This window comes from Aeromicrobium tamlense (assembly GCF_013408555.1).
GTDB lineage: Bacteria > Actinomycetota > Actinomycetes > Propionibacteriales > Nocardioidaceae > Aeromicrobium > Aeromicrobium tamlense.
This window is the reverse complement of the sequence record NZ_JACBZN010000001.1, coordinates 3004391-3025214: the sequence shown is the minus strand read 5'-3', so window position 1 is coordinate 3025214 and position 20824 is coordinate 3004391. Positions and strand designations below refer to the sequence as shown.

The following is a 20824-nucleotide window of genomic DNA, read 5'->3' as shown; positions in this document are numbered from 1 at the left end:
TTCGGACTCCGCGGCGTCGGGCTACGTTCCGCCCCAGGACATGGCGGCCGAGCAGAGCGTCCTCGGCGCGATGCTGCTGTCGAAGAACGCGATCGACCCGGCCACCGACCTGCTCGAGAGCCGCGACTTCTACCGTCCCGCCCACGAGCTGATCTTCGACGTCATCACCGACCTGTCCGGACGCGGCGAGCCGGCCGACGCGATCACCGTCGCGGCCGAGCTCACCCGCCGCGGCGAGATCGGCCGCATCGGCGGCGCCGCCTATCTGCACGACCTCGTCCAGGGCGTGCCGATCGCGGCCAACGTCGACTACTACGCCGAGATCGTCCACGAGAAGGCCGTGCTGCGGCGCCTCGTCGAGGTCGGCCAGCAGGTCGCCCAGCTGGGCCAGGCGGGCACCGGCGAGATCCAGGACATCGTCGACCGCGCCCAGAAGGCCGTCCTCGACGTCGACGGCACCAAGTCGGGCGAGGACTACAACGTCCTGTCCGACCTCATGTCCTCCACGATCGACGAGCTGGAGGAGCTCGAGACGCGCTCCGGCGAGGTGCACGGCGTCATGTCGGGCTTCCCCGACCTCGACCGTCTCACCACGGGCTTCAAGCCGGGTCAGATGATCGTCGTCGCGGCCCGACCCGGTGTCGGCAAGTCCACGCTGGGGCTCGACTTCGTGCGCAACGCCTCGATCCGCCAGGGCATGACCTCGGCGATCTTCAGCCTGGAGATGACCGGCTCGGAGATCGCGATGCGTCTGCTGTCGGCCGAGGCGAAGGTCGCGATCCACCACATGCGTGCCGGCTCGATGTCCAGCCGCGACTGGGACGCGATCGGTCGCGCCATGGCCACGGTGCAGGCCGCGCCGATCGTGATCGACGACAGCCCCAACATGACGATGCCCGAGATCCGCTCGAAGGCCCGCCGCATCAAGAAGCAACACGGCCTCGACTTCGTCGTCCTCGACTACCTGCAGCTGATGACCTCGGGCAAGAAGGTCGAGAACCGTCAGGTCGAGGTCTCGGAGTTCTCCCGTCAGATCAAGCTGCTGGCGAAGGAGCTCGGCGTCCCGGTCGTCGCGATCAGCCAGCTGAACCGAGGCTCGGAGCAGCGCACCGACAAGACGCCGCAGATCTCCGACCTGCGCGAGTCCGGCTCGATCGAGCAGGACGCCGACATCGTCCTGCTGCTCAACCGCCCCGACGCCCACGGCGCCGGCGAGTCCGAGCGTCCCGGCGAGGCCGACATCATCGTGGCCAAGAACCGCTCGGGCCCGGTCAACAAGGTGGCCGTCTCGTTCCAGGGTCACTACTCGCGCTTCACGCCGATGGCGCGCGAGCCCGAGAGCGCCTCCGGCGGCGCCTCGGGGGCCGACTTCGCCTGACGCGAGGCCGTCGCACCGCATCGCACGAACCCCGTCCGTGGCGGCGTGCGCATTCCTCCATTTTCGCTCGCATCGCAGACCGATTCCAGTTTCGTCGCTGTCTGCATCTTCACAGTCCTCGCCCCTTCGGTGCCGCTCGGACGCGACATAACGTGGATGATGCGGGCGGCGAGTGCCGGCCGTAGGACACGAGGCGAAGGAGGGCCATGTCCACGCAGGCATCGGGAGGGAACACCACACGCAAATGGCTTCGACTGGCCACGTCCCTGGCGGTCGTCGGAGTGCTGACCGCCGGCGCCGGCGGCGTCGTCCTGGTCAGTGGGGAGACGGCCAGCGCCACTCCCGGCAACGGTCAGGAGAAGATCGGCGTCTGCCACCGCACGGCGTCGGAGTCGAACCCCTACGTCTATCTCGAGGTGCCGGCCGCCGAGGCCAACGGGCACATCACCGGGACCGGGTCGCAGCACCACCAGCAGGTCACCTGGAAGAGCGAGGGCAGCTGGCGAGGCGTCGCCCACGCCGCCGGCGACCTGAGGCTCGACTACTACGCGCACGAGGACGAGATCGCCGCGCGGCAGTGTCTCGACACGAGCACGCCGACCGAGGACCCGACGACTCCGCCCACCGAGGATCCGACGACCCCGCCGACCGAGGAGCCGACCGAGGATCCGACGACTCCGCCGACCGAGGAGCCCACGGACGAGCCGACGGACCCGGGCACCGAGCCCTCGGACGAGCCGAGCCAGCCGAGCGACGATGTCACCCACGATCCGTCGAACGAGTCGCGGGACGACACCGACGGGCAGGAGCAGGCTCCTGACCAGGACGCCGACGACGCCACCGCGAGCCCGTCCACCGAAGCGGTGCCGCGCCGCATCGACGCCGGTGTCACCACGGACGCGTCCACGCTGTGGGGCGCGGGCCTGGTCGGCGGCGGCAGCGCGCTCGTCCTGAGCTCGGGCGGCATCGTCGTGGGCGCCAGGCGGTTCGAGGACCGCTGACATGACGCGCGTCCCGCGCACGCGGGGTCCGGCACCTCAGCGCCGGACCCTCGCGGCGTTCCTCGCGCTGGTGCTGCTCGCGCTGCTGGGTGCCTGCGTCGTGGGCGGGCCCGACCCGGCCCCCTCGTCCGTGACGGCCCAGCCGACGGTCACCGTCACCACCGAGCCGATGACGTGCACCGAGGAAGCCGCGAGCCCGACGCCGGACCCCGCTCGGGGCGAGCCGGTGCGCCTCGTGATTCCGTCGATCGACGTCGATGCGACCGTCGTGCCGATCTCCCTGAGCGCCGACGAGACGCTGGTCCCGCCGGCCGACGTCACGCAGACCGGCTGGTGGTCCAGAAGCGCGCTCCCTGGCAGCACGGCAGGGACGACGCTCATCGCGGGTCACACGGTCCACGCCGGCGGTGGGGTCTTCGACGACCTCGACCAGCTCGAGGCCGGCGACGTCGTCCGGGTGAGGACGTCGGAGGGATGGGTCGCGTACCGCGTCACGGAGGTCTCCGACCTGACGAAGGAGCAGGTCGGGAAGGACGCCCACGAGCTGTTCTCCCAGGACTCCGACGGGCGGCTCGCGCTGGTGACGTGCAGCCACTATCGCCTCGGTGCCTACGCGAGGAACACCGTCGTCCTCGCCGAGCCCGCCTGAGGAGAGCCGGCCCGGGTGACCGGGCCGGCTCCCCGGCTCAGCCGGTCTTGCCGGCGATGAAGTTGACCCCGCCGACCCGCGGGGTCGAGCGCGCGGTGAAGTACGAGCGGTGGATCGTCAGGCCCGTCGGGTTGTTGTTGAGGGCCGTCAGGTTCTGGCCGCCGCGCTTGGTCGAGCCCTGGCAGGCCGGGTCGCCGGAGTAGCAGTACGACTTGAGGCGACCCTCGAAGGCCTTGAGGTCGCCCGTCGCCCGCGTGCCGAGCATGCCGAACTTCGTCAGTCCCTTGGTGGCGACGAACGGCTCGGTGGGGTTGTACATCGGGTCGCCGTAGAGCACGACCGCGGCGATCTTGCCGCGTGCGGTGGCGTTCGGGCGGACCCCGCTGCTGGCAGAGAGGGCGTCGCCGATGACGTGCGCACCCTGGGAGAACCCGATCAGTGCGGTCTTGGAGTTCGGGCACTGCGTGGCGAGGTAGTTGAGGGACTTCTGCAGGGCGACCACCCCGCCGTGCCGGCTGTTGTTGTACGCCAGCCCGACCCAGCCGATGGCCGCCGCGTACTTCAACCCGGAGATGTAGACGGTCTTCTTGCTCACCGTCTGGAGGTCACCCGCCACGGGGCCGGGCCGGCCCATGCCGGTGCGGTAGGCGTACAGCGCGGTGTTGGTGGTGGCCGTGTTGGTCGTGCCGGCGGCCTCGTCGCTGCCGCGGACGACGACCGTGATGACGTTCGAGCACAGGGAGGACGAGGCCGCGGCCTGGCTCGGTGGGGCGGCGAGCATCGTCAGGCCGAGCACGGCCGCCGCGCCGGCGATGGCGCCGCCGCGCAGGGTTCGGGAGGTGGTCATGGTGGGTCCTTCCGCCGAGGGCCCGCGTCGTCGAGGACCCGATGACCCCACGATCGGGCCGGACGGATCCGGCGAATACCCCCGCAAACGGGGGCTGAACGCGAGCCGGACCGGTGCCGGCTCGCCCTCGGCGCGCGGTCCGTCGCCGCGACCGGTCATGATGGTCGCGATGACCGGAACGGGGACGGCGCGCGGCGGCTCGGTCGCCGAGGTGTTCTGGGTGTTCCTGCGCCTGGGACTGACCTCGTTCGGTGGGCCGGTGGCGCACCTGGCGTACTTCCGCGAGGCGTTCGTCGAGCGCCGCCGCTGGCTGACCGACGCGGCCTACGCCGACCTCGTCGCGCTGTGCCAGTTCCTGCCCGGTCCGGGGTCCAGCCAGGTCGGGATGGTGATCGGCCTGCGTCGCGCGGGCCCCGCCGGCCTGCTCGCCGCCTGGGTCGCGTTCACGCTGCCCTCGGCGATCCTGCTGGTGGCGTTCGCGTACGGGGTCGCGGCGTTCGGCGACGTCGCGGACGCGGGCTGGCTGCACGGTGTGAAGGCCGCCGCGGTCGCGGTGGTCGCGCAGGCCGTGATCCAGATGGCCCGCACGCTGACCCCCGACCTCAAGCGCATCGTGATCGCCGCGGTGGGGGTGGCGGTCCTCCTCGTGGTCGCGAGTCCGGTGGCGCAGGTCGGCGTGATCGTGCTGGGCGGCCTCATCGGCTGGCTCTGGCTGCGCGCCGACCAGCCCGAGACCGTGCGCGACCTCGCCCGCGTCTCGCACCGCAGCGGCATCGTCGCGCTGGTCCTGTTCGCGGTGCTGCTGGTGTCGCTTCCGATCCTCGTCGCCCTCACGAACGACCCGACCCTGCGGCTGGCCGACATCTTCTACCGGACCGGCGCGCTGGTCTTCGGCGGCGGCCACGTGGTCCTGCCGCTGCTGGAGGCGCAGACCGTGCAGGCCGGACTCGTCGACGCCGACACGTTCCTCGCCGGCTACGGCGCCGCGCAGGCGGTGCCGGGGCCGTTGTTCACCTTCTCGGCCTACCTCGGCGCCAGCATGGAGTCCGGTCCGAGCGGCGTGCTCGGAGCCTCGATCGCGCTCGTGGCGGTCTTCCTGCCGGCCGGTCTGCTGGTGGTGGGCGTGCTGCCGTTCTGGGATCGGCTGCGCCAGGCGCCCACCGCGCGCCGCGTGGTGATGGGCGTCAACGCGGCCGTCGTCGGGATCCTCGCGGCCGCCCTCTACGACCCGGTGATCACCCAGGGGATCATCTCGTGGGGCACGCTCGCGGTGGCCGTGGCGGTGTTCGTCTCCCAGTGGTGGGGCCGCGTCCCCATCTGGCTCGCGGTCGTGGCGGCCGGGGTCCTCGGTCAGCTGCTCCTATGACGGCAGCACGCCGAGGCTGCGCAGCCGTCGCTCGAACAGGGGCGCCAGCGAGCGCGTGTAGGTCGCGGTGAGGTGCTGGTGGTCACGGAACATGATCTGACCGCGCGGCGTGACCACGCGGCAGCGGCGCTTCGGGCAGAAGGTCTCCTTCATCGAGATCCGGAACGCCGCGCGTGCCCCGTACCTCTTCCGCGCGAGCTGCACCGACGGCACGGTCCAGTCGAACCACATGACGTCGCCGACGTCGGCGGAGCACCGGCGCCACTCGCGGGGCGCGGAGTTCTTGCGCAGGCACTGGGTGGGGGAGGGACGCGTGAGGACCCAGTTCGGCGAGTCGGACACAGCGATCACGGGGATGCGCCGGTCGAGCGCGACCTTCCACGACCGCACCGTGTCCGGTCCGCGCTGGGCCTTCGTGCCGGGCATCGTCGAGGCGCGATGGTGCGTGACGATCGCGCTGACGTTCTTCTGGCGCCGGACGTAGCGGGTCACGTTCGCCCGCCAGGTCTGGCAGTCGTCACGGACCCAGGCCTTGAGGTTCTTGATCGGGCGCGACGACCATCCGCACCGCGACCGGATGAGGAGGGTGACGCGGATCGTGCCGGCCTCGGCGAGTCGTCGGAACGCGGGCGAGAGCGCGCGCATGTGCGAGTCGCCGATGAGCAGCAGGCGTGGGCCCTTCCGGCCGTAGTGGCAGGTGAGCGCCTTGGTCTGGCCCGACTCGGCGCCGGAGAAGCAGGCGCGGGTGCCGGGCGCGATGTCGCGCTCGGCCGCGGCGATGCTCGACAGGCGCGGCGGGTCCTCGGCGAGGGCCGGCGCGGTGCCGAGCACCAGCGCCGCGAGGGCAAGGACGACGACGAACCGAGCGCGCATGGGACCTCCCGCCCTCAGGGTGGCACGCCCCGGGCCCGCGATCGACGCTCCGCGCGCGGGGAGGCACCGGAGGCACGGCGCAAGATGTGTAGCGGTATCCACCCTCTCGACTCCGGTGACGCCGGAATTCCGTGGATACCGCTACACATCTGGTTCGGGGGACCCCGAAGGGTCAGGCGCGGGCGAGCGCGAGCCCGGCCGCGCGGCCGGAGAAGATGCAGCCGCCCAGGAACGTGCCCTCGAGGGCGTTGTAGCCGTGCACGCCGCCACCGCCGAAGCCGGCGACCTCGCCCGCCGCGTAGAGCCCGGGCACCGGAGCGCCGTCCTGGCCGAGGACCTGCGAGTCGAGGTTGGTCTGGAGGCCGCCGAGGGTCTTGCGCGACAGGATGTTGAGCCGCACGGCGATGAGCGGACCCTTCGTGGGGTCGAGGATCCGGTGCGGCTTGGCCACGCGCACGATCCTGTCCATCCGCGAGCGCCGCGCGTTGTGGATCGCCATGACCTGCACGTCCTTGGTGAACGGGTTGTCGAACTCGCGGTCGCGGGCCACGATCTGCCGCTCGAGGAGCGTCGGGTCGAGCTGCGGTCCGCGGGCGATCTCGTTCATGCCCACGACGAGGTCGTCGAGCGACGACGCCACCACGAAGTCCACGCCGTGCTGCTTGAACTTCTCGACCGGGCCGGGGGCGCCCTTCGCGAGACGGCTCTTGAGCAGGAACTTGATGTCACGACCGGTCATGTCGGGGTTCTGCTCCGAGCCCGAGAGCGCGAACTCCTTCTCGATGATCGACTGCGTCAGCACGAACCACGAGTAGTCGTGGCCGGTCGCGAGGATCTGCTTCATCGCGCCGTTCGTGTCGGCGCCGGGCACGCCCGACATGCCCTGCAGGCGCCGGCCGTTCGCGTCGAACCACATCGACGACGGGCCGGGCAGGATGCGGATGCCGTGGTCGGGCCAGATCGGGTCCCAGTTGGTGATGCCCTCGGTGTACGACCAGAGGCGGTCGCGGTTCACGATGCGGCCGCCAGCCTGCTCGGAGATCTGCAGCATGCGGCCGTCGACGTGCGCGGGCACGCCCGAGATCAGGTGGTCGGGCGCGGCGCCGATCCGCTCGGTGGGCCAGTTGGCGCGCATGAGGTCGTGGTTGTGGCCGATGCCGCCCGAGGTCACCACGACGGCGCCGGCGCGGTGCTCGAACTCGCCCACGACGGTGCGCGAGGACTTCACGCCCCGCTCGGACTCGTCGGGCTCGAGGACCGAGCCGCGGATGCCGACGACCGCACCGTCCTCGACGACCAGCTCGTCGACCTGGTGGCGGAACGCGAACTGCACGAGGCCGCCGGTCTCGGCCGCGAGCACGGGGTCGGCGAACGTCTCGACCAGGCGCGGGCCCGTGCCCCACGTGATGTGGAAGCGCGGCACCGAGTTGCCGTGGCCGGTGGCGGAGCCGTCGCCGCGCTCGGCCCAGCCGACCATCGGCATGACGCGGTGGCCGAGCTCGCGCAGGTACTCGCGCTTGCCGCCCGCGGCCCAGGCCACGTAGGCCTCGGCCCAGCGGCGGCCCCACACGTCCTCGTCGTCGAGGCGGTCGAAGCCGGCCGAGCCGAGCCAGTCCTGGATCGCCAGCTCGGGGGAGTCCTTGATGCCCGTGCGGCGCTGCTCGGGGCTGTCGACGAAGAACAGTCCACCGAGCGACCAGAACGCCTGGCCGCCGAGGTTCTTGCGGTTCTCCTGCTCGACGACCAGGACGCGCTTGCCGGCCTGGGCGAGCTCGTGGGTGGCGACGAGACCGGCGAGGCCGGCGCCGACGACGATGACATCGGGCGTGAAGGACATGGGAACACGGTCGCCCACGGAGCGCCACGAGACCAGTACGTTTGTGCCCAGGTGACAACGAACGTTGTCAGGACCGTCGAGGAGCCATGCCACCGTCCACCGACCGACGCCGCGCGATCGCGGCCGTCCTCATGGAGGACGAGGGCCCGCTGGCCGAGACCTTCCTCGCCACGATCTCGCGCGAGATCCCGGCGTACGCCACGCTCGACGAGCGGCAGCTGCAGGAGGTCCGCTCGATCATCGTGTGGACGCTGCGTCGCGTGCTGGACCTCTGGGCCGAGGAGGGCTCGCTCACCGAGGAGGACATCCGGCTGTTCCGCGGTGTCGGCGCGGTCCGCGCGCGCGACGGGCGCCCGCTCTCGGCCGTGCTGCGGGCCTACCGCGTGGCCGCCACCGTCTTCCTCGACCAGGTCTCCGACCACTTCCGCGACGACGTGTCGATCGACGACGTGACCTCGCTCGTGCGGGTCTGGTTCGCCGTCCTCGACGAGCTGTCCGAGGCGATCTACGACGGGTACGAGGCCACCGGTCGGGTGCTGGGCGCCGACCGCGAGAGCTCGCTGCGCCAGCTGCTGTCCGACCTGCTGCTCGGCCGGCAGAGCCATGCGGGCACGCTCGCGGGCCGGCTGCGCGAGCTCGAGGCGCAGCTGCCGCCCACGTTCGACCTCGTCGTCGTCCGCCCCGGCGGCCTCGATGCCGCGGAGGCCGCCGCCGCGATCGCGGGCGTGCGCGAGCAGGCCGACGGCCCGCTGGTCTCCTCGATCCACACCGTGATGGACGGGGTCGGGGTGGTGCTGCTGGCGCACGCGGACGACGCCGACCTGCGCGCGGAGCTGGAGCGCCACGGCCTGCGGGCCGCCCACCAGCGCGGCGTCTCCCCGCGCCTCGCGCCCCGGGCGCACCGTCTCGCCCTGCACGCCGTCTCGCACGCGCCCGAGTTCGCCTGGACGCGCCCGGTCCTGAACGACGGCGACCTCGAGGTCATTGCCCTCGCGGCCGGCCACGCCGACGCCGACCCGGCGCGCGTCGCCGCCTCGGTCCTGGGCCCGGTGTCCACCGACGGGGACGCCCTGGCCACCCTCGACGCGGTGCTGCAGGCCGGCGGTGCCGCGCCCGCTGCGGCGCGACTGCACCTGCACCCGCAGACCGTGCGATACCGGCTGCGCCGCCTGGCCGAAGCGACCGGGCGCGATCCTCGTGACCCGTGGAACCGCTACGTTTTCCAGACCGCGCTGATGGCGGCGGGCGCCGGCGCGTAGGAGGACGGATGAAGGTCGACCTCAAGCGGCTGGTCCCCACGTACTCCGCGCGGCACGGCGAGTTCGAGGTCGTCACCGTGCCGCCGCTGCGCTACCTGATGATCGACGGCCACGGCGACCCGAACGTGGCCGCCGAGTACGAGGCCTCGCTGACCACGCTCTACCCGATGGCCTACGCGCTGAAGTTCCTCAGCAAGAACGAGCTGGAACGCGACTACGTGGTGCCGCCGCTCGAGGCGCTGTGGTGGGCACAGGACATGGCGGCGTTCACGACGGCGCGCGACACGTCGCAGTGGGACTGGACGGTGCTGAGCCTCGTCCCGGACTGGATCGAGGACGCGCACGTGGAGGCGGCGCGCGCGGCGGTGGCGCGCAAGGGCGCACCGAGGCTCGACGCGCTGCGGGTCGAGACGCTCGACGAGGGCCTCTGCGTGCAGACCCTGCACCTCGGTCCGTACGACGCCGAGGGCCCGGTGCTGGAGCGGATGCACGACGAGGTCATCCCGGCTCGCGGGCTCGTGCGCACCGGCCGGCACCACGAGATCTACCTCAGCGATCCGCGGCGGGCCGCGCCCGAGAGGCTCCGCACGATCCTGCGCCAGCCGGTGGCCGAGGCCTGACGGGGCGCGGGACTCGGGCGACCTCCTACGGTGGAGGCGTGAGCGTGACACCCGACGACGTGACCCTGGCCCGAGACCTCGTCGTGGAGGCCGCGGCGCTCGCCGCCCGGATCCGTGACACCGGCGACCTCGCGACCCGCGCCAAGACCAACGTGTCCGACGTCGTCACCGAGGCCGACCTCGCCGCCGAAGCCCTCGTGGTGGAGCGGCTCGACCGGGACCGCCCCGGGGACGGGCTGCTGGGCGAGGAGGGCACGGCGCGCGAGGGCACGTCGGGGCGCCGCTGGGTGATCGACCCCGTCGACGGCACCTACAACTTCGCCACGGGCTCGGACTACTGGTGCTCGGCGATCGCGCTGGCCGAGGGGGACGAGGTCCTGCTGGGCGCGGTCGCTCACCACGCCTCCGGCACCGTGCTGGTGGGCGGGCCAGACGTTCCCACGACCCGCAACGGCGAGCCGCTCGCGCCGATCGCCGACGCGCCGCTGGCCGGCCTCGGCGCCGCCACGTACGCCCACCCGGCCTTCATCGGCAGCGGTCCCGGCTACGACGCGTGGGCCCGCGCCGCCTCCCTGCCCGCCACGATCCGGATGCTCGGCTCGGGCTCGATGGACCTCGTCGGCGTCGCCACCGGACGGCTCGGCTGCTGGTTCCAGCACTCGACGCCCGACTGGGACTGGCTGCCCGGCACGGCGCTCGTGGCCGGCCTCGGTGGTGCCGCGGAGCGCCTCGACGCCCACGGACTGACGTGGTCGGTGGCCGGCCCGCCCACCGCCGTGCGCGAGCTGAGCGCCGCCCTGAGGGGCGAGGCATGAAGGTCGTCGTCCTCACCGGCGCCGGCATCTCCGCCGAGAGCGGGCTGGCGACCTTCCGCGACGCCGACGGACTGTGGGAGGGGCACCGGCCCGAGGACGTCGCCACCCCGGAGGCCTTCCGGCGCGACCGCTCGCTCGTGCAGCGGTTCTACGACGAGCGCCGCGCCTCGCTCGCCCGGGTGCGCCCGAACGCCGCGCACGAGGCGCTCGCCCGGCTGGAGGAGGCGCTCGGCGACGACCTCCTGCTGGTCACCCAGAACGTCGACGACCTGCACGAGCGCGGCGGCTCGCGGCGCGTGCTGCACATGCACGGCGAGCTGCGCCGCGTCCGCTGCCTGAAGTGCGACGTGCGGCACGAGTGGACCGGCACCCTCGCCGACGAGCCGCGCTGCCCGGCCTGCAACCGTCGCCGTGCGCTGCGCCCCGACATCGTCTGGTTCGGCGAGTACCCGCACGGCATGGACGAGATCCACGAGGCGCTCAGCGAGGTGGACGTGTTCGCCGCGATCGGCACCTCGGGCGTGGTCTACCCGGCGGCCGGGTTCGTCGACTACGCGCACGCCTCCGGCGCCACCACGGTCGAGCTCAACCTCGTGCCCACGCCGCAGGGCGACTTCCACAGGGTCTACGAGGGCCCCGCCACCGAGGTCGTCCCGCGCTGGGTCGACCACCTGCTCTCCTAGGCCTCCGCCGGGGTCGCTCTCCGAGCGCCAGATCTGTAGCGCTCTCCACCGTTTTTCGGCCGATCCACCGGAAAAAGGGTGGATACCGCTACACATCTCGCCCGCCGGAGGCGGGAGACCCAGGGACGCGGTCAGGCGCGGAGGGGGCCGCCGCCGGGCGGGGCGGCCTCGAGCACCTCGACCTCGTCGCCCACGCGGACGACGGCGCCGGGGGTGTCCGGGATGAGGTTGACCCCGAACCAGGCCTTGCGGTCGAAGCGGCGGATCCGGGCGAGCGTGCGCAGCGGCTCCTTGCCGCCGGCGACGGCACCGGACGCGTGGTCGGCCTCGAGGGTCGTGATGACGCAGCGCGCGCAGCCCTTGACCGCGCGGAAGACCGCGTCGCCGACGCGCAGCACGCGCCAGTCGTCCTCCGCCCACGACAGGTCGCCGTCGACGACGAGGTTCGGGCGCATGCGCTCCATCGGCACGGGCTCGCCGCCGCCGTCGACGATCGCCTCGTTCAGCGCGGTCAGCGAGGCCTCGGTGGTCACGAGGAGCGGATAGCCGTCGGCGAGGCTGACCCGGTCGTCGGGTCGGCCGAAGCCGGTGATCGGCCGGCGCGTCGGGTCGTCGAGGTGCACCAGTCGCACGGCGCCGCCGAGGAGCTCACTGAGCCACACGGTCGCGTCGGTGGCCTCCGCGGCCGTGAAGGAGGTCTTCCACAGCGTGACCGGGACCTGCCGTGCCGGGTCGGGCGGCGCGACCTCGATCGACTCCACCCCGGGCGCGCTGAGCTGCAGGCCGGACCCGTCCAGACGCGGGTGCACGGTCAGCAGCCGGTGCGACTCGCGCGCCGAGATGAAGTGGCCGCGCTCGTCCACCACCATCCAGCGCCGGTCGCCGGCCAGGCCCCACGGCTCGACCTCGGCCGTCGCCAGGTCCTCGACCCGGGCTGACTTCACGGGGTAGCGGTGCAGGGAGGTCAGTCGCACCGCAACAGGCTACGGGTGGGACGGGAGTGAACGACCGCGCCGTGCCGGTCTGCGACGATGGCAGGCGTGGGCAGTCGATCCGAGGCGCTGAGCCGCGCGTCGTCACGATCCTCCGCGCGCCGTGCGGAGTGGGGCATCGCGCTCGTCGCGCCCACGATGCGGGCGATCGTGGTGGTGCAGATCCTGCTCAGCGTCACGTCCGGCGCGAGCATCTCGGTGCACGCGGTGGCGTACTGGGTGCTGTCCCTGTGCGTCATCGCCGTCTCGGTGCTGCTGATGACCCAGTGCCTCGTCACCGGAACGGTCCGTCGCGGCCTGTGGCACGGGCCCGACGTGCTGCTCGCGTGGATCGCGATCCCGGCGATGAACCTGCTGCTGCCCGGCTCGCACGTCGTGGGCACGTGGGAGGCGTGGGCGTCGGGCTTCGCGATCAACGTCGCCGCGCTCGCCGCAGCCTGGATGCGACCCGCCGTGGCGGTGGGGCACGGCCTCGCGCTCGGCGGCTGGTACCTGGTCTGGACCTCCGCGGCCGGGACGACCTCGTGGGAGACCAACCTCAGCAACGCCCTCACGGTGCCCGGCTACGCCGCGGTCGTCGCGCTGCTGACCTACTACCTGCGCGCGCTCGCCCGCGACGCCGACCGCTCGCGCGAGGACGCCGTGGCGGCGACCCGCGCGCTGGAGCTGGAGCGCTACCAGCTCACCGTCCACGACGCCTCGAGCATCCTGCGCCTGCTGTCCGACGAGGACACGCCCGCCGAGGTGCTGCCGGGGCTGCGCGTGCAGGCCGATCGCGAGGCGAAGCGGCTGCGCACCTACCTCGGCGCCGAGTCCGCACCCGCGCACCCCGCCGTGCGTACGGTGGGCGCGATGCTGGCCACGGCGCTCGAGGGCTTCGACGACCTCCCTCTCGAGCCGGCGGTCGCGCTCGGCGCCCACGTCGAGCTGGACGAGGACGTCTGGGTCGCCGCCGGCCGCGCCGTCACGACGGTCCTGCACAACGTCCGCCTGCACGCCCGGGCGCACCAGGTGGTCGTGCACGCCGACACCGACGGCGAGACGTGGGAGGTCGTCGTGTCCGACGACGGGGTGGGCTTCGACCAGGACAGCCAGCCACTCGGCTTCGGCCTCGACACGCAGGTGGGACAGGCGCTGCGCGACGTCGGCGTCTCGGTCGACCTGCGCTCGGCGCCCGGCCGCGGGACCTCGGTGACCATCACCGGCCCGGTGCACGAGGAGGACCGATGACCGAGCGGATCCGCGTGGTCGTGATCGACGACAGCACGGTGATCCGGGGCGGCTTCGCCACGGTGCACCCCGACCTCGACGTCGTCGCGACGTTCCCGACCGTGGAGGACTTCGAGGCCTCCGGCGTCGACTGCGACGTCGTCGTGCTCGACCTGCTGCTGCGCGGACCGCAGCGCGCGACCTCGACCACGACCAAGCAGGGCCGCGCGGCGATCCGGGCGCTGCGCGAGCGGGGCCTCAAGGTCTGCCTCTACACCGACGAGCGGCGACCGATCGTGCTGGCGCTGTGCCTGCGGGCCGGCGCGCAGGGCGTGGTCCACAAGGCCGACCCGCCCCACGTGACGATGCAGGCGGTGCAGGACGTGCACGCCGACCGTGTCGTGGTCACGCAGTCGCTCGTCGGGCTCACCGAGCTGCTCGACCGTCGCGGCGCCAAGCTCGACCTCAGCGCGCGCCAGCGCCAGGTGATCTCGGGTCGCGCCCGCGGCCGGCACTGGGCGGACATCGCCTCGACCCTCTACATCACCGAGGACACGGCCCGCGAGCACTACCGCGTGGCCTGCCGCAAGCTGCGCGACTACCTCCAGCACACGAGCCCCGGCGACATCGAGCGTGCCGTGGGCCTGGCCCCGGGAGACGTCCTCGACGAGGAGTGACCCCCCGGTTCCGGGGGTTTCGCGCACGGTGGGACCCGGTGAGGATGGAACCGGGTCTGTGGAGACGCCGGGGCTCGCTCCGGTCGGGACGACCTTGCATGGTGTCGGACCACTCCGCGGCACGCCCGAATCTTCGGGAGGGACCTACTCGGGGGGACGCATCGACCGGGACGCGCGCTGCACGTCCCGGCCGATGCGTGCCCGAGGTTGCGCCGTCCGCCCGGCCCGGTGAGGCTGGACGACGATGAGCGATCTGGACGAGCTGGCCCACGTCGTGCTGCAGCGACGGCGAGAGCTCGCCCGGCCGATCGTGGTCGGCATCTCCGGCTACGGCGGCTCCGGGAAGTCCACGCTGGCGCGCACCCTCGTCTCGGCCCTGCCCGACGCCGTGCGGCTGCGCGGCGACGACTTCCTCGACCCCGCCCGCGTCCATCGGCGCTCGCCGGACTGGGACGGCGTCGAGCGGGAGCGGCTCGTCGAGGACGTGCTGCGTCCCTTCCGCGACGGCGTGCCGGGCGAGTTCCGGCGCTACGACTGGAACCTCGGCCGGCTGTCCGATCCCGAGCCGGTACCGCGCGCCGACGTGCTGGTGGTCGACCTCGTGGGGCTCTTCCACCCCGTCACGCTGCCGCTGCTGGACCTGACCGTCTGGTGCGACCTCGACCTGTGGACCGCGACCCAGCGGGGGATCCTGCGCGACCGCGCCGAGGGCAACGACCACGACCGCGTGTGGTCCGAGGTCTGGGAGCCCAACGAGCGCGACTTCGAGGAGCGCTTCGCGCCGCGGGACGTCGCCGACGTGCTCTTCCCGAGGGACTGAGCCGCTCCTCGCCACCATGCAGGGCCGGTGGGCCGCGCCTAGCGTGGAGGGCATGACCTCCACGGACGTGCACACCGACCGACGCCTCGGCTGGGCACTGCTCGCGGCGGCCATCGCGCAGATCGCCGCCCCGGTCGTGCAGGCGCTGGCCGACGTGTCGCAGCCCGGCGACGGCAGCGACGACCTGCTCATCACCCCCGCGGGCTGGGCCTTCTCGATCTGGAGCCTGATCTACGGACTCGCCCTGGCGCACGCCGTCGTCACGCTGTGGAAGGGCGACGGGGTGGGCAGCCGCCGCTTCGTCGGCGACTTCATCGCGCTGTACCTCGGCGCGGCGGTGTGGATCGCCGTCTCGGCGGCGGGGATCAGCTGGGCCACGTTCCTCGTCCTGGCGTTCATGACGGTCGTCGCGATCGACGCCGCACGCCTGGCGGCTCGCGCCCGACTGCACGACCCCGCTTGGACCACGTGGCTCGCCCGCGCGACGTCGGGCGTCTACGCCGGCTGGGTGAGCGCGGCAGTGTTCCTCAACCTCGGCACCGGCGTGATCGAGCTCGACCTCGCCCAGCCCGCCCAGCACGGCTGGCAGCTGGCACTGCTCGCCGGCGCCGCGCTCTTCGCCCTGGGCGTGAACGCTCAGCTGCCGCGCAGCCCCTTCTACGCGGCTGCGGTCGTGTGGGCGCTGATCGGGATCATCGCGTCCGTCGCGGGCGAGTCGACCCTGGCACTCGTGATCGCGATCGTCGCGATCGTGCTGCTGGTGGTGCAGACGGTATGGCAGTCCAAGCGCGCCCTCGCCGACTGACGTCAGGCAGACTCGAGCCGTGTTCGACCGGACTGACGAGGCGCTGCGCGACCGCGACAACCTGAAGTGGACGACGACCCCCGCCGGGGTGATCCCCGCGTGGGTCGCCGACATGGACGTGGCGGTCCCCGAGGTGGTGACGCGCCGCGTCCACGAGCAGCTGGCCCGCGGCGACGTCGGCTACCCCGACTTCGAGGCGCCCGACCCCCTCGTGGCGGCCTTCGAGACGCGGATGGCCGAGCGCCATGGCTGGACGCCCGCCGGCGGCGGCGGTCGGCTGTTCACGGACGTGATCCAGGCGTTCCAGGTGCTGACCGACCTCCTCACCGAGCCCGGTGACGGGATCGCGCTGCACGTGCCGGCGTACCCGGTGTTCCTCGAGTCGGTCCACGACACGGGCCGTCGCGTCGTGCCGATCCCGTTCGGCGCCACCGCCGACGAGCTCGTCGAGACCTGGCAGCGCGAGCGCGTCCGGCTGGTGGTCGTGGTCAACCCCCACAACCCGCTGGGCCGGATGCTCGACGCCGACGAGCTGCGGCCCGTCGCGGATGCGGCGGCCGAGCTCGACCTCGTCGTCCTCGCCGACGAGATCCACGCCGACCTCGCCTTCGACGGCCGGCGGCACGTGCCGTTCGCGTCGCTCGGCACCGACGTCGAGGACCGCACCGTCACGGTGACCTCGGCGTCGAAGGCGTTCAACCTCGCCGGCCTGCACTGCGCCGTCGCCCACCTCGGCCCGGCGCGGGTGCGCGAGCCGCTCGCGGCGCTGCCGTTCGCCTACCTCGGCGGCGTGAGCACCCTGTCGCGCGCGGCCGCGGTGGCGGCCTGGACCGAGGGCGACCCGTGGCTCGCCGGCCTCGTCGAGGTGCTGCAGCGCAACCGCGACACGATCACCGCGTGGGCCGGCGAGGTGGGTGTCGGCGTCGTGCCTGCCGAGGCCACCTACCTCGCGTGGCTGGACTTCGCGGGCACGTCGGTCGCCGCGGACCCGGCGGGCGCGATCCTCGAGCGCGGACGGGTGCGGCTCTCGGCCGGGCCCGACTTCACGGCGCACACGCCGCTGGACTCCTCGACGTACGCGCGGCTCAACTTCGGCACGAGTCCCGAGCGTCTCGCGCAGGTCCTCGAGCGGATCTCGTCGACGCTCTGACCGTCACTGGTAGGTGATGAGCGCCGGGTGAGGGCGCACGCGGTTCCAGGTCTGGGCCACGTCGAGCATCGGCTCGTCCTCGTCGACGAAGTTCTTCCAGCCCCACGAGACGTTCTTCGGCGCGTCGCTGCGGATGACGCCCCACGTGCCGAACTTGGCGCCCGGACTGCCCTGGCCGTCGACGTGGATCACGGTCGAGAGCTCGGGGTGATCGGTGCGGACCTTCTCGCGGTCGCGGATCATCTGGGTCTGGAACTGGTGCAGCACGAAGACCTTCTGCGGCAGGGTGTGTCGGCGGGTCAGCTCGGCCAGCCACGCCGACGTGCGGTTGATCTCGCGCGCCTGCACGTGGCCGATCCGCTGCAGCGGCTTGCCCTTCGGGCCGAGCCTCCACTCCGGGTCGAGGGCGAGGCCGACGTGGGGCCGGCGCAGCAGGGACTCGTACTCCTTGGCCTGCGAGAGGAAGTCGGAGCGGCCGGGCTGGAGGTCGAGGATCACCACGATGCCGGCCTTCTCGGCGGCGTCGACGAGCGGCTCGAGGTCCTTCACGGACGTGCGGGCGGAGTAGTCGCCGCGCGGGCCCTTCTCCCCGGCCGCGACGGTGGTGATGATCTCGAAGGCGGGGACGAAGTGCTCGTCGGGCGCGACCTTGCGGTACTTGCGCACGAGTCGCTCGACGCGCGCCACCGACGCCTTTGTGCCCTGCTCGCCCAGCACGCCGAGCGCCGGGCCCGAGGGATGGCCGTACATCGCCAGCAGGTGCTTGCCGCGCGTGGCGAACCAGCCGCCGCCGACCGCCTCGGCGTTCGCGCGGACGACGCGGACCGCGTAGCCCGAGGCACCGAGGGTCAGCAGCGGTCCGTCGGGGTCGCTCCGGAGCAGCCGCGCGGACGGCGCGTGGCGGCGGGGGTCGGAGGCGATCCGGACGAGCGTCGCGCCACCGAGTGCGACGAGGTCGACCAGCGCGCGTGACGGGCTGCGGGTGGTGGCGACGGTGACGTCCTCCGAGCGCTCCACCGGCTCGGCCTCCGCGCCGGCGTCCTCGTCCGGGCCGAGGATCCGGGCGCCGAGGCGCTCGGCCTCCGCGCGGCCCTCCTCGGTGTCGGGCAGCGCCGGGACGCCCAGATCGCGGGCGCGCGCGAACGCCTCGTCGGACTCCCGCTCGGGCACGAGGACGACGGCGGACGCGGAGTCGAGCAGGAAGCGGGAGACGGCGACGACGTCGTCGGCCGAGGCGGCGGTGAGTCCGTCGGGCTCCGCGGCGGTCACCTGCTCGGCGTCGGGAGGTCCGCCCTCGCAGGCGGCCAGCACGGTGGTCAGCAGGACCGCCGCACCGGCGGTGGCGAGGGCTCTGCGGATCAGGTGCACCCGGGCGACGGTACCCGCCGCGTCTGAACGGCGACACGCTGTGCACCGCTCGTTATGCTCTGCCGGGTGATGACGCAGGCGGGCGACCAGCAGATCGATGGACTGGCAGGGTTCATGGTCGACCTGATGGACCGCATGGGCCTGCTCGGAGCCGCCCTCGCCGTGGGTCTGGACAACCTCTTCCCCCCGATTCCCAGCGAGATCGTGCTGCCGATGGCGGGCCTCGCGGCCAGCCAGGGTCGCTTCACGCTCGCGGGCGCGCTCTTCGCCACCACGGCGGGATCGGTCATCGGCGCGTGCATCATGTACTGGCTCGGGCGGGCCTTCGGCCGCGACCGCACGGCCTTGGTGTTCGCCAAGACGCCGCTGCTGAAGGTCCGCGACCTCGAGGTCACCGAGGCCTGGTTCGCCAAGCACGGCACGAAGGCGGTCTTCTTCGGCCGGATGGTGCCGATCTTCCGCAGCCTCATCTCGATCCCGGCCGGCGTCGAGCGGATGCCCTTCGGCATCTTCTTCCTGCTGACCACGCTCGGCAGCCTCCTCTGGAACTCGATCTTCGTCGGCGCCGGGTACACCCTCGGCGAGAACTGGCACGTCATCGAGCCCTACGCCGACTGGTTCCAGCGCCTCGTGATCCTCGCGGTCCTCGTCGTCTGCGGCTGGTTCGTCGTCACGCGCGTCCGTGAGCTCCGCGACCCGCGCGAGCGCTGACAGTTTCCCCGGTTAACCGGGGAAACTGTCACTTCACGAGGTTTGCGAACCACGTGAAGTGACAGGAAACCTCGTTCAGTCGCGCAGCGACGGGGGGACGCCCGCGTTCTCGGTGTCGGCGTCGACGATCTGCTGCTGGAGGCGGCGCAGGTCGGCCGACGTCCAGCCCTCGGGCTGGAGCACCGAGGCCCAGCCGGCGACGTGCTCGCCGACGAAGTCGTGACCGTGGCCCGACGGCACGGCCATCCCCACGGCCATGTCCGCCGAGGTCTGCCAGAACGTGATGATCGGGTACCAGCGCATCGCGCTCGCGACGTCCGAGCCGCGCGGTTCGGACAGCCAGTCCGGCTTGCTCCAGATCAGGTCGGGGCTCCACCACGTGATCGGGTCCGACGCGTGCACGAGGTACAGCACGTGCGGCCCGTCCCACGGTCGCGTCAGCGGGATCGTCGGCCCCCACGGGTCGTTCGTGAACCGCACGGTGCGGCCGTCGCGGAAGATCGGCTCGATCTCGCGGCTGCCGGGATCGCGCTGCTCGCGGAACTCGGTGTAGAGCGAGTTGAATCCGGGCGGTCCGACGAACAGGCCGCCCGAGGTGCGGTTGCGCAGGTCGGCCTCGCCGCTGAATGCGGTCTCGAGCGCGAACGAGCCGAGGCTCTCGCCGAAGAGGTACAGCCGCGGCCGGGAGTCGGCGGGCAGCGCGCTCCAGCGCTCGTAGACCGCGTCGAACAGCGCGCGCCCGGCGTTGCGCGCGGCGCGCTGGTCGACCAAGAAGGACACCCACGACGGCAGGTGCGAGTACTGCATCGACACGATCGCGGAGTCGCCGCCGGTCAGGTACTCGAAGGAGTTCGAGGCGCTCGGCTCGATGAAGCCCGAGCCGGTCGTGCCGGCCACCAGCAGGTTCGCCCGCTCGAAGCCGCCGGCCCGCTCGAGGTCGTCCACGGCGAGCCGCGCCCGCTCCTCGACGTCCTCGGCGTTCGCGGTGCCGGCGTACGCGCGGATGGGGTCGAGCGCCGGCCGGCCGGTGAACGCGGCGATCTCGTCGCCGCTGGGCCCCCGCGCCACGAAGCGACGACCCTGCCGGCCGAGGTCCTCCCACGCCAGCTCGGACTCCGGGCTGCCCGACCGCAGCGGGCTCTCGGGCGGGTCGAGGCGCGAGGAGACCTGCTGGTCGCCGAGCGCGAACGAGGAGTCCACGGCGGCGATGACGTTGTCGTAGACGACGCCGCTCAGCGTGAAGAACGTCAGGGCGGCCACCACCACGAAGCCGGTGGCCCGCGCGGCCTGCGCACCGATGCGCCGGGCGAGCAGGTCCGACAGCCACCGGGCGGCACGGCGCAGGCCACGCCCGGCGGCGAGCAGCAGGCAGAACACGACGACCGCCACGAGCGGCACGGTCACGAACCGCCAGGCGCTCGCGTCGCCCATGCCCATGAGCTCGCGCACCCGGTCCTGCTGGCGGACGCTGACGATGTCGGCGACGCCGAGGGCGATCACGCCGACGCCCACGGTCCAGAGCCACGCACGTCGCGACGGCCGGCGCGCCTCGCGGTCGGCGAACGCGCGCCAGACCCACGCCAGGGCGACCGCCAGCCCGTAGCCGATCACCGCCGTGATGCCGGTGACGAGCCCCTGGAACAGCGCCGGGCGAGGCAGCAGCGAAGGGGTCAGCGAGAGCAGGGCGAAGACGAGGGCGCCGACCAGACCCGGGAGGGTCGGACGCAGCACCCCCCGCAAGGTGTCGAGCACGGTCCGCATTCT

Annotated in this window: 20 protein-coding genes; 14 read left to right on the top strand and 6 right to left on the bottom strand. The window is 72.7% G+C overall.

What is annotated here, in order from left to right:
- The first annotated feature begins 40 nt into the window (after nucleotides 1-40).
- The 3 genes from dnaB (at nucleotide 41) to BJ975_RS14755 (ending at nucleotide 3028) form a co-directional block, all read left to right on the top strand.
- Nucleotides 41-1378 (top strand): replicative DNA helicase, encoded by a 1338-nt coding sequence (gene dnaB, locus BJ975_RS14765; RefSeq protein ID WP_179428345.1) that lies wholly within the window; start codon nucleotides 41-43, stop codon nucleotides 1376-1378.
- A 206-nt stretch (nucleotides 1379-1584) separates the two neighbouring features.
- Complete coding sequence (locus tag BJ975_RS14760) at nucleotides 1585-2379, top strand: hypothetical protein (RefSeq protein ID WP_179427287.1); 795 nt, start codon at nucleotides 1585-1587, stop codon at nucleotides 2377-2379.
- A 1-nt stretch (nucleotide 2380) separates the two neighbouring features.
- Nucleotides 2381-3028: a class F sortase gene (locus BJ975_RS14755; protein WP_179427285.1), complete on the top strand. Its 648-nt coding sequence runs from the start codon at nucleotides 2381-2383 to the stop codon at nucleotides 3026-3028.
- Nucleotides 3029-3065: 37 nt separating this feature from the next.
- Here BJ975_RS14755 and BJ975_RS14750 read toward each other — a convergent pair whose 3' ends face one another.
- Nucleotides 3066-3875 carry a cutinase family protein gene (locus BJ975_RS14750; RefSeq protein ID WP_179427283.1) on the bottom strand — a complete coding sequence of 270 codons (810 nt, stop codon included), beginning with the start codon at nucleotides 3873-3875 and terminating at the stop codon, nucleotides 3066-3068.
- 169 nt (nucleotides 3876-4044) lie between these two features.
- Between BJ975_RS14750 and chrA the strand changes: the two genes are divergently transcribed.
- Nucleotides 4045-5241, top strand: coding sequence for a chromate efflux transporter (gene chrA, locus BJ975_RS14745; RefSeq protein WP_179427281.1), 1197 nt, complete (start codon nucleotides 4045-4047; stop codon nucleotides 5239-5241).
- Here chrA and BJ975_RS14740 read toward each other — a convergent pair.
- Nucleotides 5236-6114: an SGNH hydrolase domain-containing protein gene (locus BJ975_RS14740; protein ID WP_179427279.1), complete on the bottom strand. Its 879-nt coding sequence runs from the start codon at nucleotides 6112-6114 to the stop codon at nucleotides 5236-5238. The two genes, chrA and BJ975_RS14740, sit on opposite strands and share 6 nt — an antisense overlap.
- Before the next feature lie 172 nt (nucleotides 6115-6286).
- Nucleotides 6287-7951 (bottom strand): FAD-binding dehydrogenase, encoded by a 1665-nt coding sequence (locus BJ975_RS14735; RefSeq protein WP_179427277.1) that lies wholly within the window; start codon nucleotides 7949-7951, stop codon nucleotides 6287-6289.
- Between the two features lie 86 nt (nucleotides 7952-8037).
- Here BJ975_RS14735 and BJ975_RS14730 point away from each other — a divergent pair, with 86 nt between their 5' ends.
- From BJ975_RS14730 to BJ975_RS14715, 4 genes are read left to right on the top strand one after another with little or no spacing between them, the layout of a single operon-like run.
- On the top strand, nucleotides 8038-9210 hold the full coding sequence (locus BJ975_RS14730; protein ID WP_179427275.1) for a helix-turn-helix domain-containing protein: 1173 nt from the start codon (nucleotides 8038-8040) through the stop codon (nucleotides 9208-9210).
- 8 nt (nucleotides 9211-9218) lie between these two features.
- Nucleotides 9219-9830 carry a GyrI-like domain-containing protein gene (locus BJ975_RS14725; RefSeq protein WP_179427273.1) on the top strand — a complete coding sequence of 204 codons (612 nt, stop codon included), beginning with the start codon at nucleotides 9219-9221 and terminating at the stop codon, nucleotides 9828-9830.
- 38 nt (nucleotides 9831-9868) lie between these two features.
- Nucleotides 9869-10645, top strand: a complete 777-nt coding sequence (locus BJ975_RS14720; RefSeq protein ID WP_179427271.1) for an inositol monophosphatase family protein — start codon at nucleotides 9869-9871, stop codon at nucleotides 10643-10645.
- Entirely contained in the window at nucleotides 10642-11328 is a 687-nt protein-coding gene (locus tag BJ975_RS14715; protein ID WP_179427269.1) for an NAD-dependent deacylase, read from the top strand. The genes BJ975_RS14720 and BJ975_RS14715 overlap by 4 nt, the downstream gene beginning before the upstream one ends.
- 131 nt (nucleotides 11329-11459) lie before the next feature.
- Here the strand turns inward: BJ975_RS14715 and BJ975_RS14710 are convergent, their stop codons facing one another.
- Nucleotides 11460-12302, bottom strand: a complete 843-nt coding sequence (locus tag BJ975_RS14710; RefSeq protein WP_179427267.1) for an MOSC domain-containing protein — start codon at nucleotides 12300-12302, stop codon at nucleotides 11460-11462.
- Between the two features lie 66 nt (nucleotides 12303-12368).
- On the opposite strand from BJ975_RS14710, the gene BJ975_RS14705 reads away from it, so the two are divergent.
- The 5 genes from BJ975_RS14705 (at nucleotide 12369) to BJ975_RS14685 (ending at nucleotide 16981) form a co-directional block, all read left to right on the top strand.
- Nucleotides 12369-13550: a sensor histidine kinase gene (locus BJ975_RS14705; RefSeq protein WP_179427265.1), complete on the top strand. Its 1182-nt coding sequence runs from the start codon at nucleotides 12369-12371 to the stop codon at nucleotides 13548-13550.
- Nucleotides 13547-14206 (top strand): response regulator transcription factor, encoded by a 660-nt coding sequence (locus tag BJ975_RS14700; protein ID WP_179427263.1) that lies wholly within the window; start codon nucleotides 13547-13549, stop codon nucleotides 14204-14206. Before BJ975_RS14705 ends, BJ975_RS14700 begins: the two co-directional genes overlap by 4 nt.
- A 244-nt stretch (nucleotides 14207-14450) precedes the next feature.
- Complete coding sequence (locus BJ975_RS14695) at nucleotides 14451-15026, top strand: uridine kinase family protein (protein ID WP_179427261.1); 576 nt, start codon at nucleotides 14451-14453, stop codon at nucleotides 15024-15026.
- 52 nt (nucleotides 15027-15078) lie between these two features.
- Nucleotides 15079-15831: an MFS transporter gene (locus tag BJ975_RS14690; protein WP_179427259.1), complete on the top strand. Its 753-nt coding sequence runs from the start codon at nucleotides 15079-15081 to the stop codon at nucleotides 15829-15831.
- Between the two features lie 19 nt (nucleotides 15832-15850).
- Entirely contained in the window at nucleotides 15851-16981 is a 1131-nt protein-coding gene (locus BJ975_RS14685; RefSeq protein ID WP_218845956.1) for a MalY/PatB family protein, read from the top strand.
- Nucleotides 16982-16984: 3 nt separating this feature from the next.
- Here the strand turns inward: BJ975_RS14685 and BJ975_RS14680 are convergent, their stop codons facing one another.
- Nucleotides 16985-18349 (bottom strand): hypothetical protein, encoded by a 1365-nt coding sequence (locus BJ975_RS14680; RefSeq protein WP_179427257.1) that lies wholly within the window; start codon nucleotides 18347-18349, stop codon nucleotides 16985-16987.
- 69 nt (nucleotides 18350-18418) lie between these two features.
- Here BJ975_RS14680 and BJ975_RS14675 point away from each other — a divergent pair, with 69 nt between their 5' ends.
- Nucleotides 18419-19060, top strand: a complete 642-nt coding sequence (locus BJ975_RS14675; protein WP_223303165.1) for a DedA family protein — start codon at nucleotides 18419-18421, stop codon at nucleotides 19058-19060.
- Nucleotides 19061-19135: 75 nt separating this feature from the next.
- Here BJ975_RS14675 and BJ975_RS14670 read toward each other — a convergent pair whose 3' ends face one another.
- On the bottom strand, nucleotides 19136-20812 hold the full coding sequence (locus BJ975_RS14670; protein ID WP_179427253.1) for an alpha/beta hydrolase: 1677 nt from the start codon (nucleotides 20810-20812) through the stop codon (nucleotides 19136-19138).
- Nucleotides 20813-20824 lie beyond the last annotated feature (12 nt).

Coding starts and splice junctions, on each gene's coding strand:
- BJ975_RS14690 (WP_179427259.1), top strand. CDS start 15,079: ATGACCTCCACGGACGTGCACACCGACCGACGCCTCGGCTGGGCACTG.
- dnaB (WP_179428345.1), top strand. CDS start 41: ATGGCGGCCGAGCAGAGCGTCCTCGGCGCGATGCTGCTGTCGAAGAAC.
- BJ975_RS14730 (WP_179427275.1), top strand. CDS start 8,038: ATGCCACCGTCCACCGACCGACGCCGCGCGATCGCGGCCGTCCTCATG.
- BJ975_RS14735 (WP_179427277.1), bottom strand. CDS start 7,951: ATGTCCTTCACGCCCGATGTCATCGTCGTCGGCGCCGGCCTCGCCGGT.
- BJ975_RS14740 (WP_179427279.1), bottom strand. CDS start 6,114: ATGCGCGCTCGGTTCGTCGTCGTCCTTGCCCTCGCGGCGCTGGTGCTC.
- BJ975_RS14760 (WP_179427287.1), top strand. CDS start 1,585: ATGTCCACGCAGGCATCGGGAGGGAACACCACACGCAAATGGCTTCGA.
- BJ975_RS14755 (WP_179427285.1), top strand. CDS start 2,381: ATGACGCGCGTCCCGCGCACGCGGGGTCCGGCACCTCAGCGCCGGACC.
- BJ975_RS14715 (WP_179427269.1), top strand. CDS start 10,642: ATGAAGGTCGTCGTCCTCACCGGCGCCGGCATCTCCGCCGAGAGCGGG.
- BJ975_RS14700 (WP_179427263.1), top strand. CDS start 13,547: ATGACCGAGCGGATCCGCGTGGTCGTGATCGACGACAGCACGGTGATC.
- BJ975_RS14750 (WP_179427283.1), bottom strand. CDS start 3,875: ATGACCACCTCCCGAACCCTGCGCGGCGGCGCCATCGCCGGCGCGGCG.
- BJ975_RS14725 (WP_179427273.1), top strand. CDS start 9,219: ATGAAGGTCGACCTCAAGCGGCTGGTCCCCACGTACTCCGCGCGGCAC.
- BJ975_RS14695 (WP_179427261.1), top strand. CDS start 14,451: ATGAGCGATCTGGACGAGCTGGCCCACGTCGTGCTGCAGCGACGGCGA.
- BJ975_RS14675 (WP_223303165.1), top strand. CDS start 18,419: ATGACGCAGGCGGGCGACCAGCAGATCGATGGACTGGCAGGGTTCATG.
- chrA (WP_179427281.1), top strand. CDS start 4,045: ATGACCGGAACGGGGACGGCGCGCGGCGGCTCGGTCGCCGAGGTGTTC.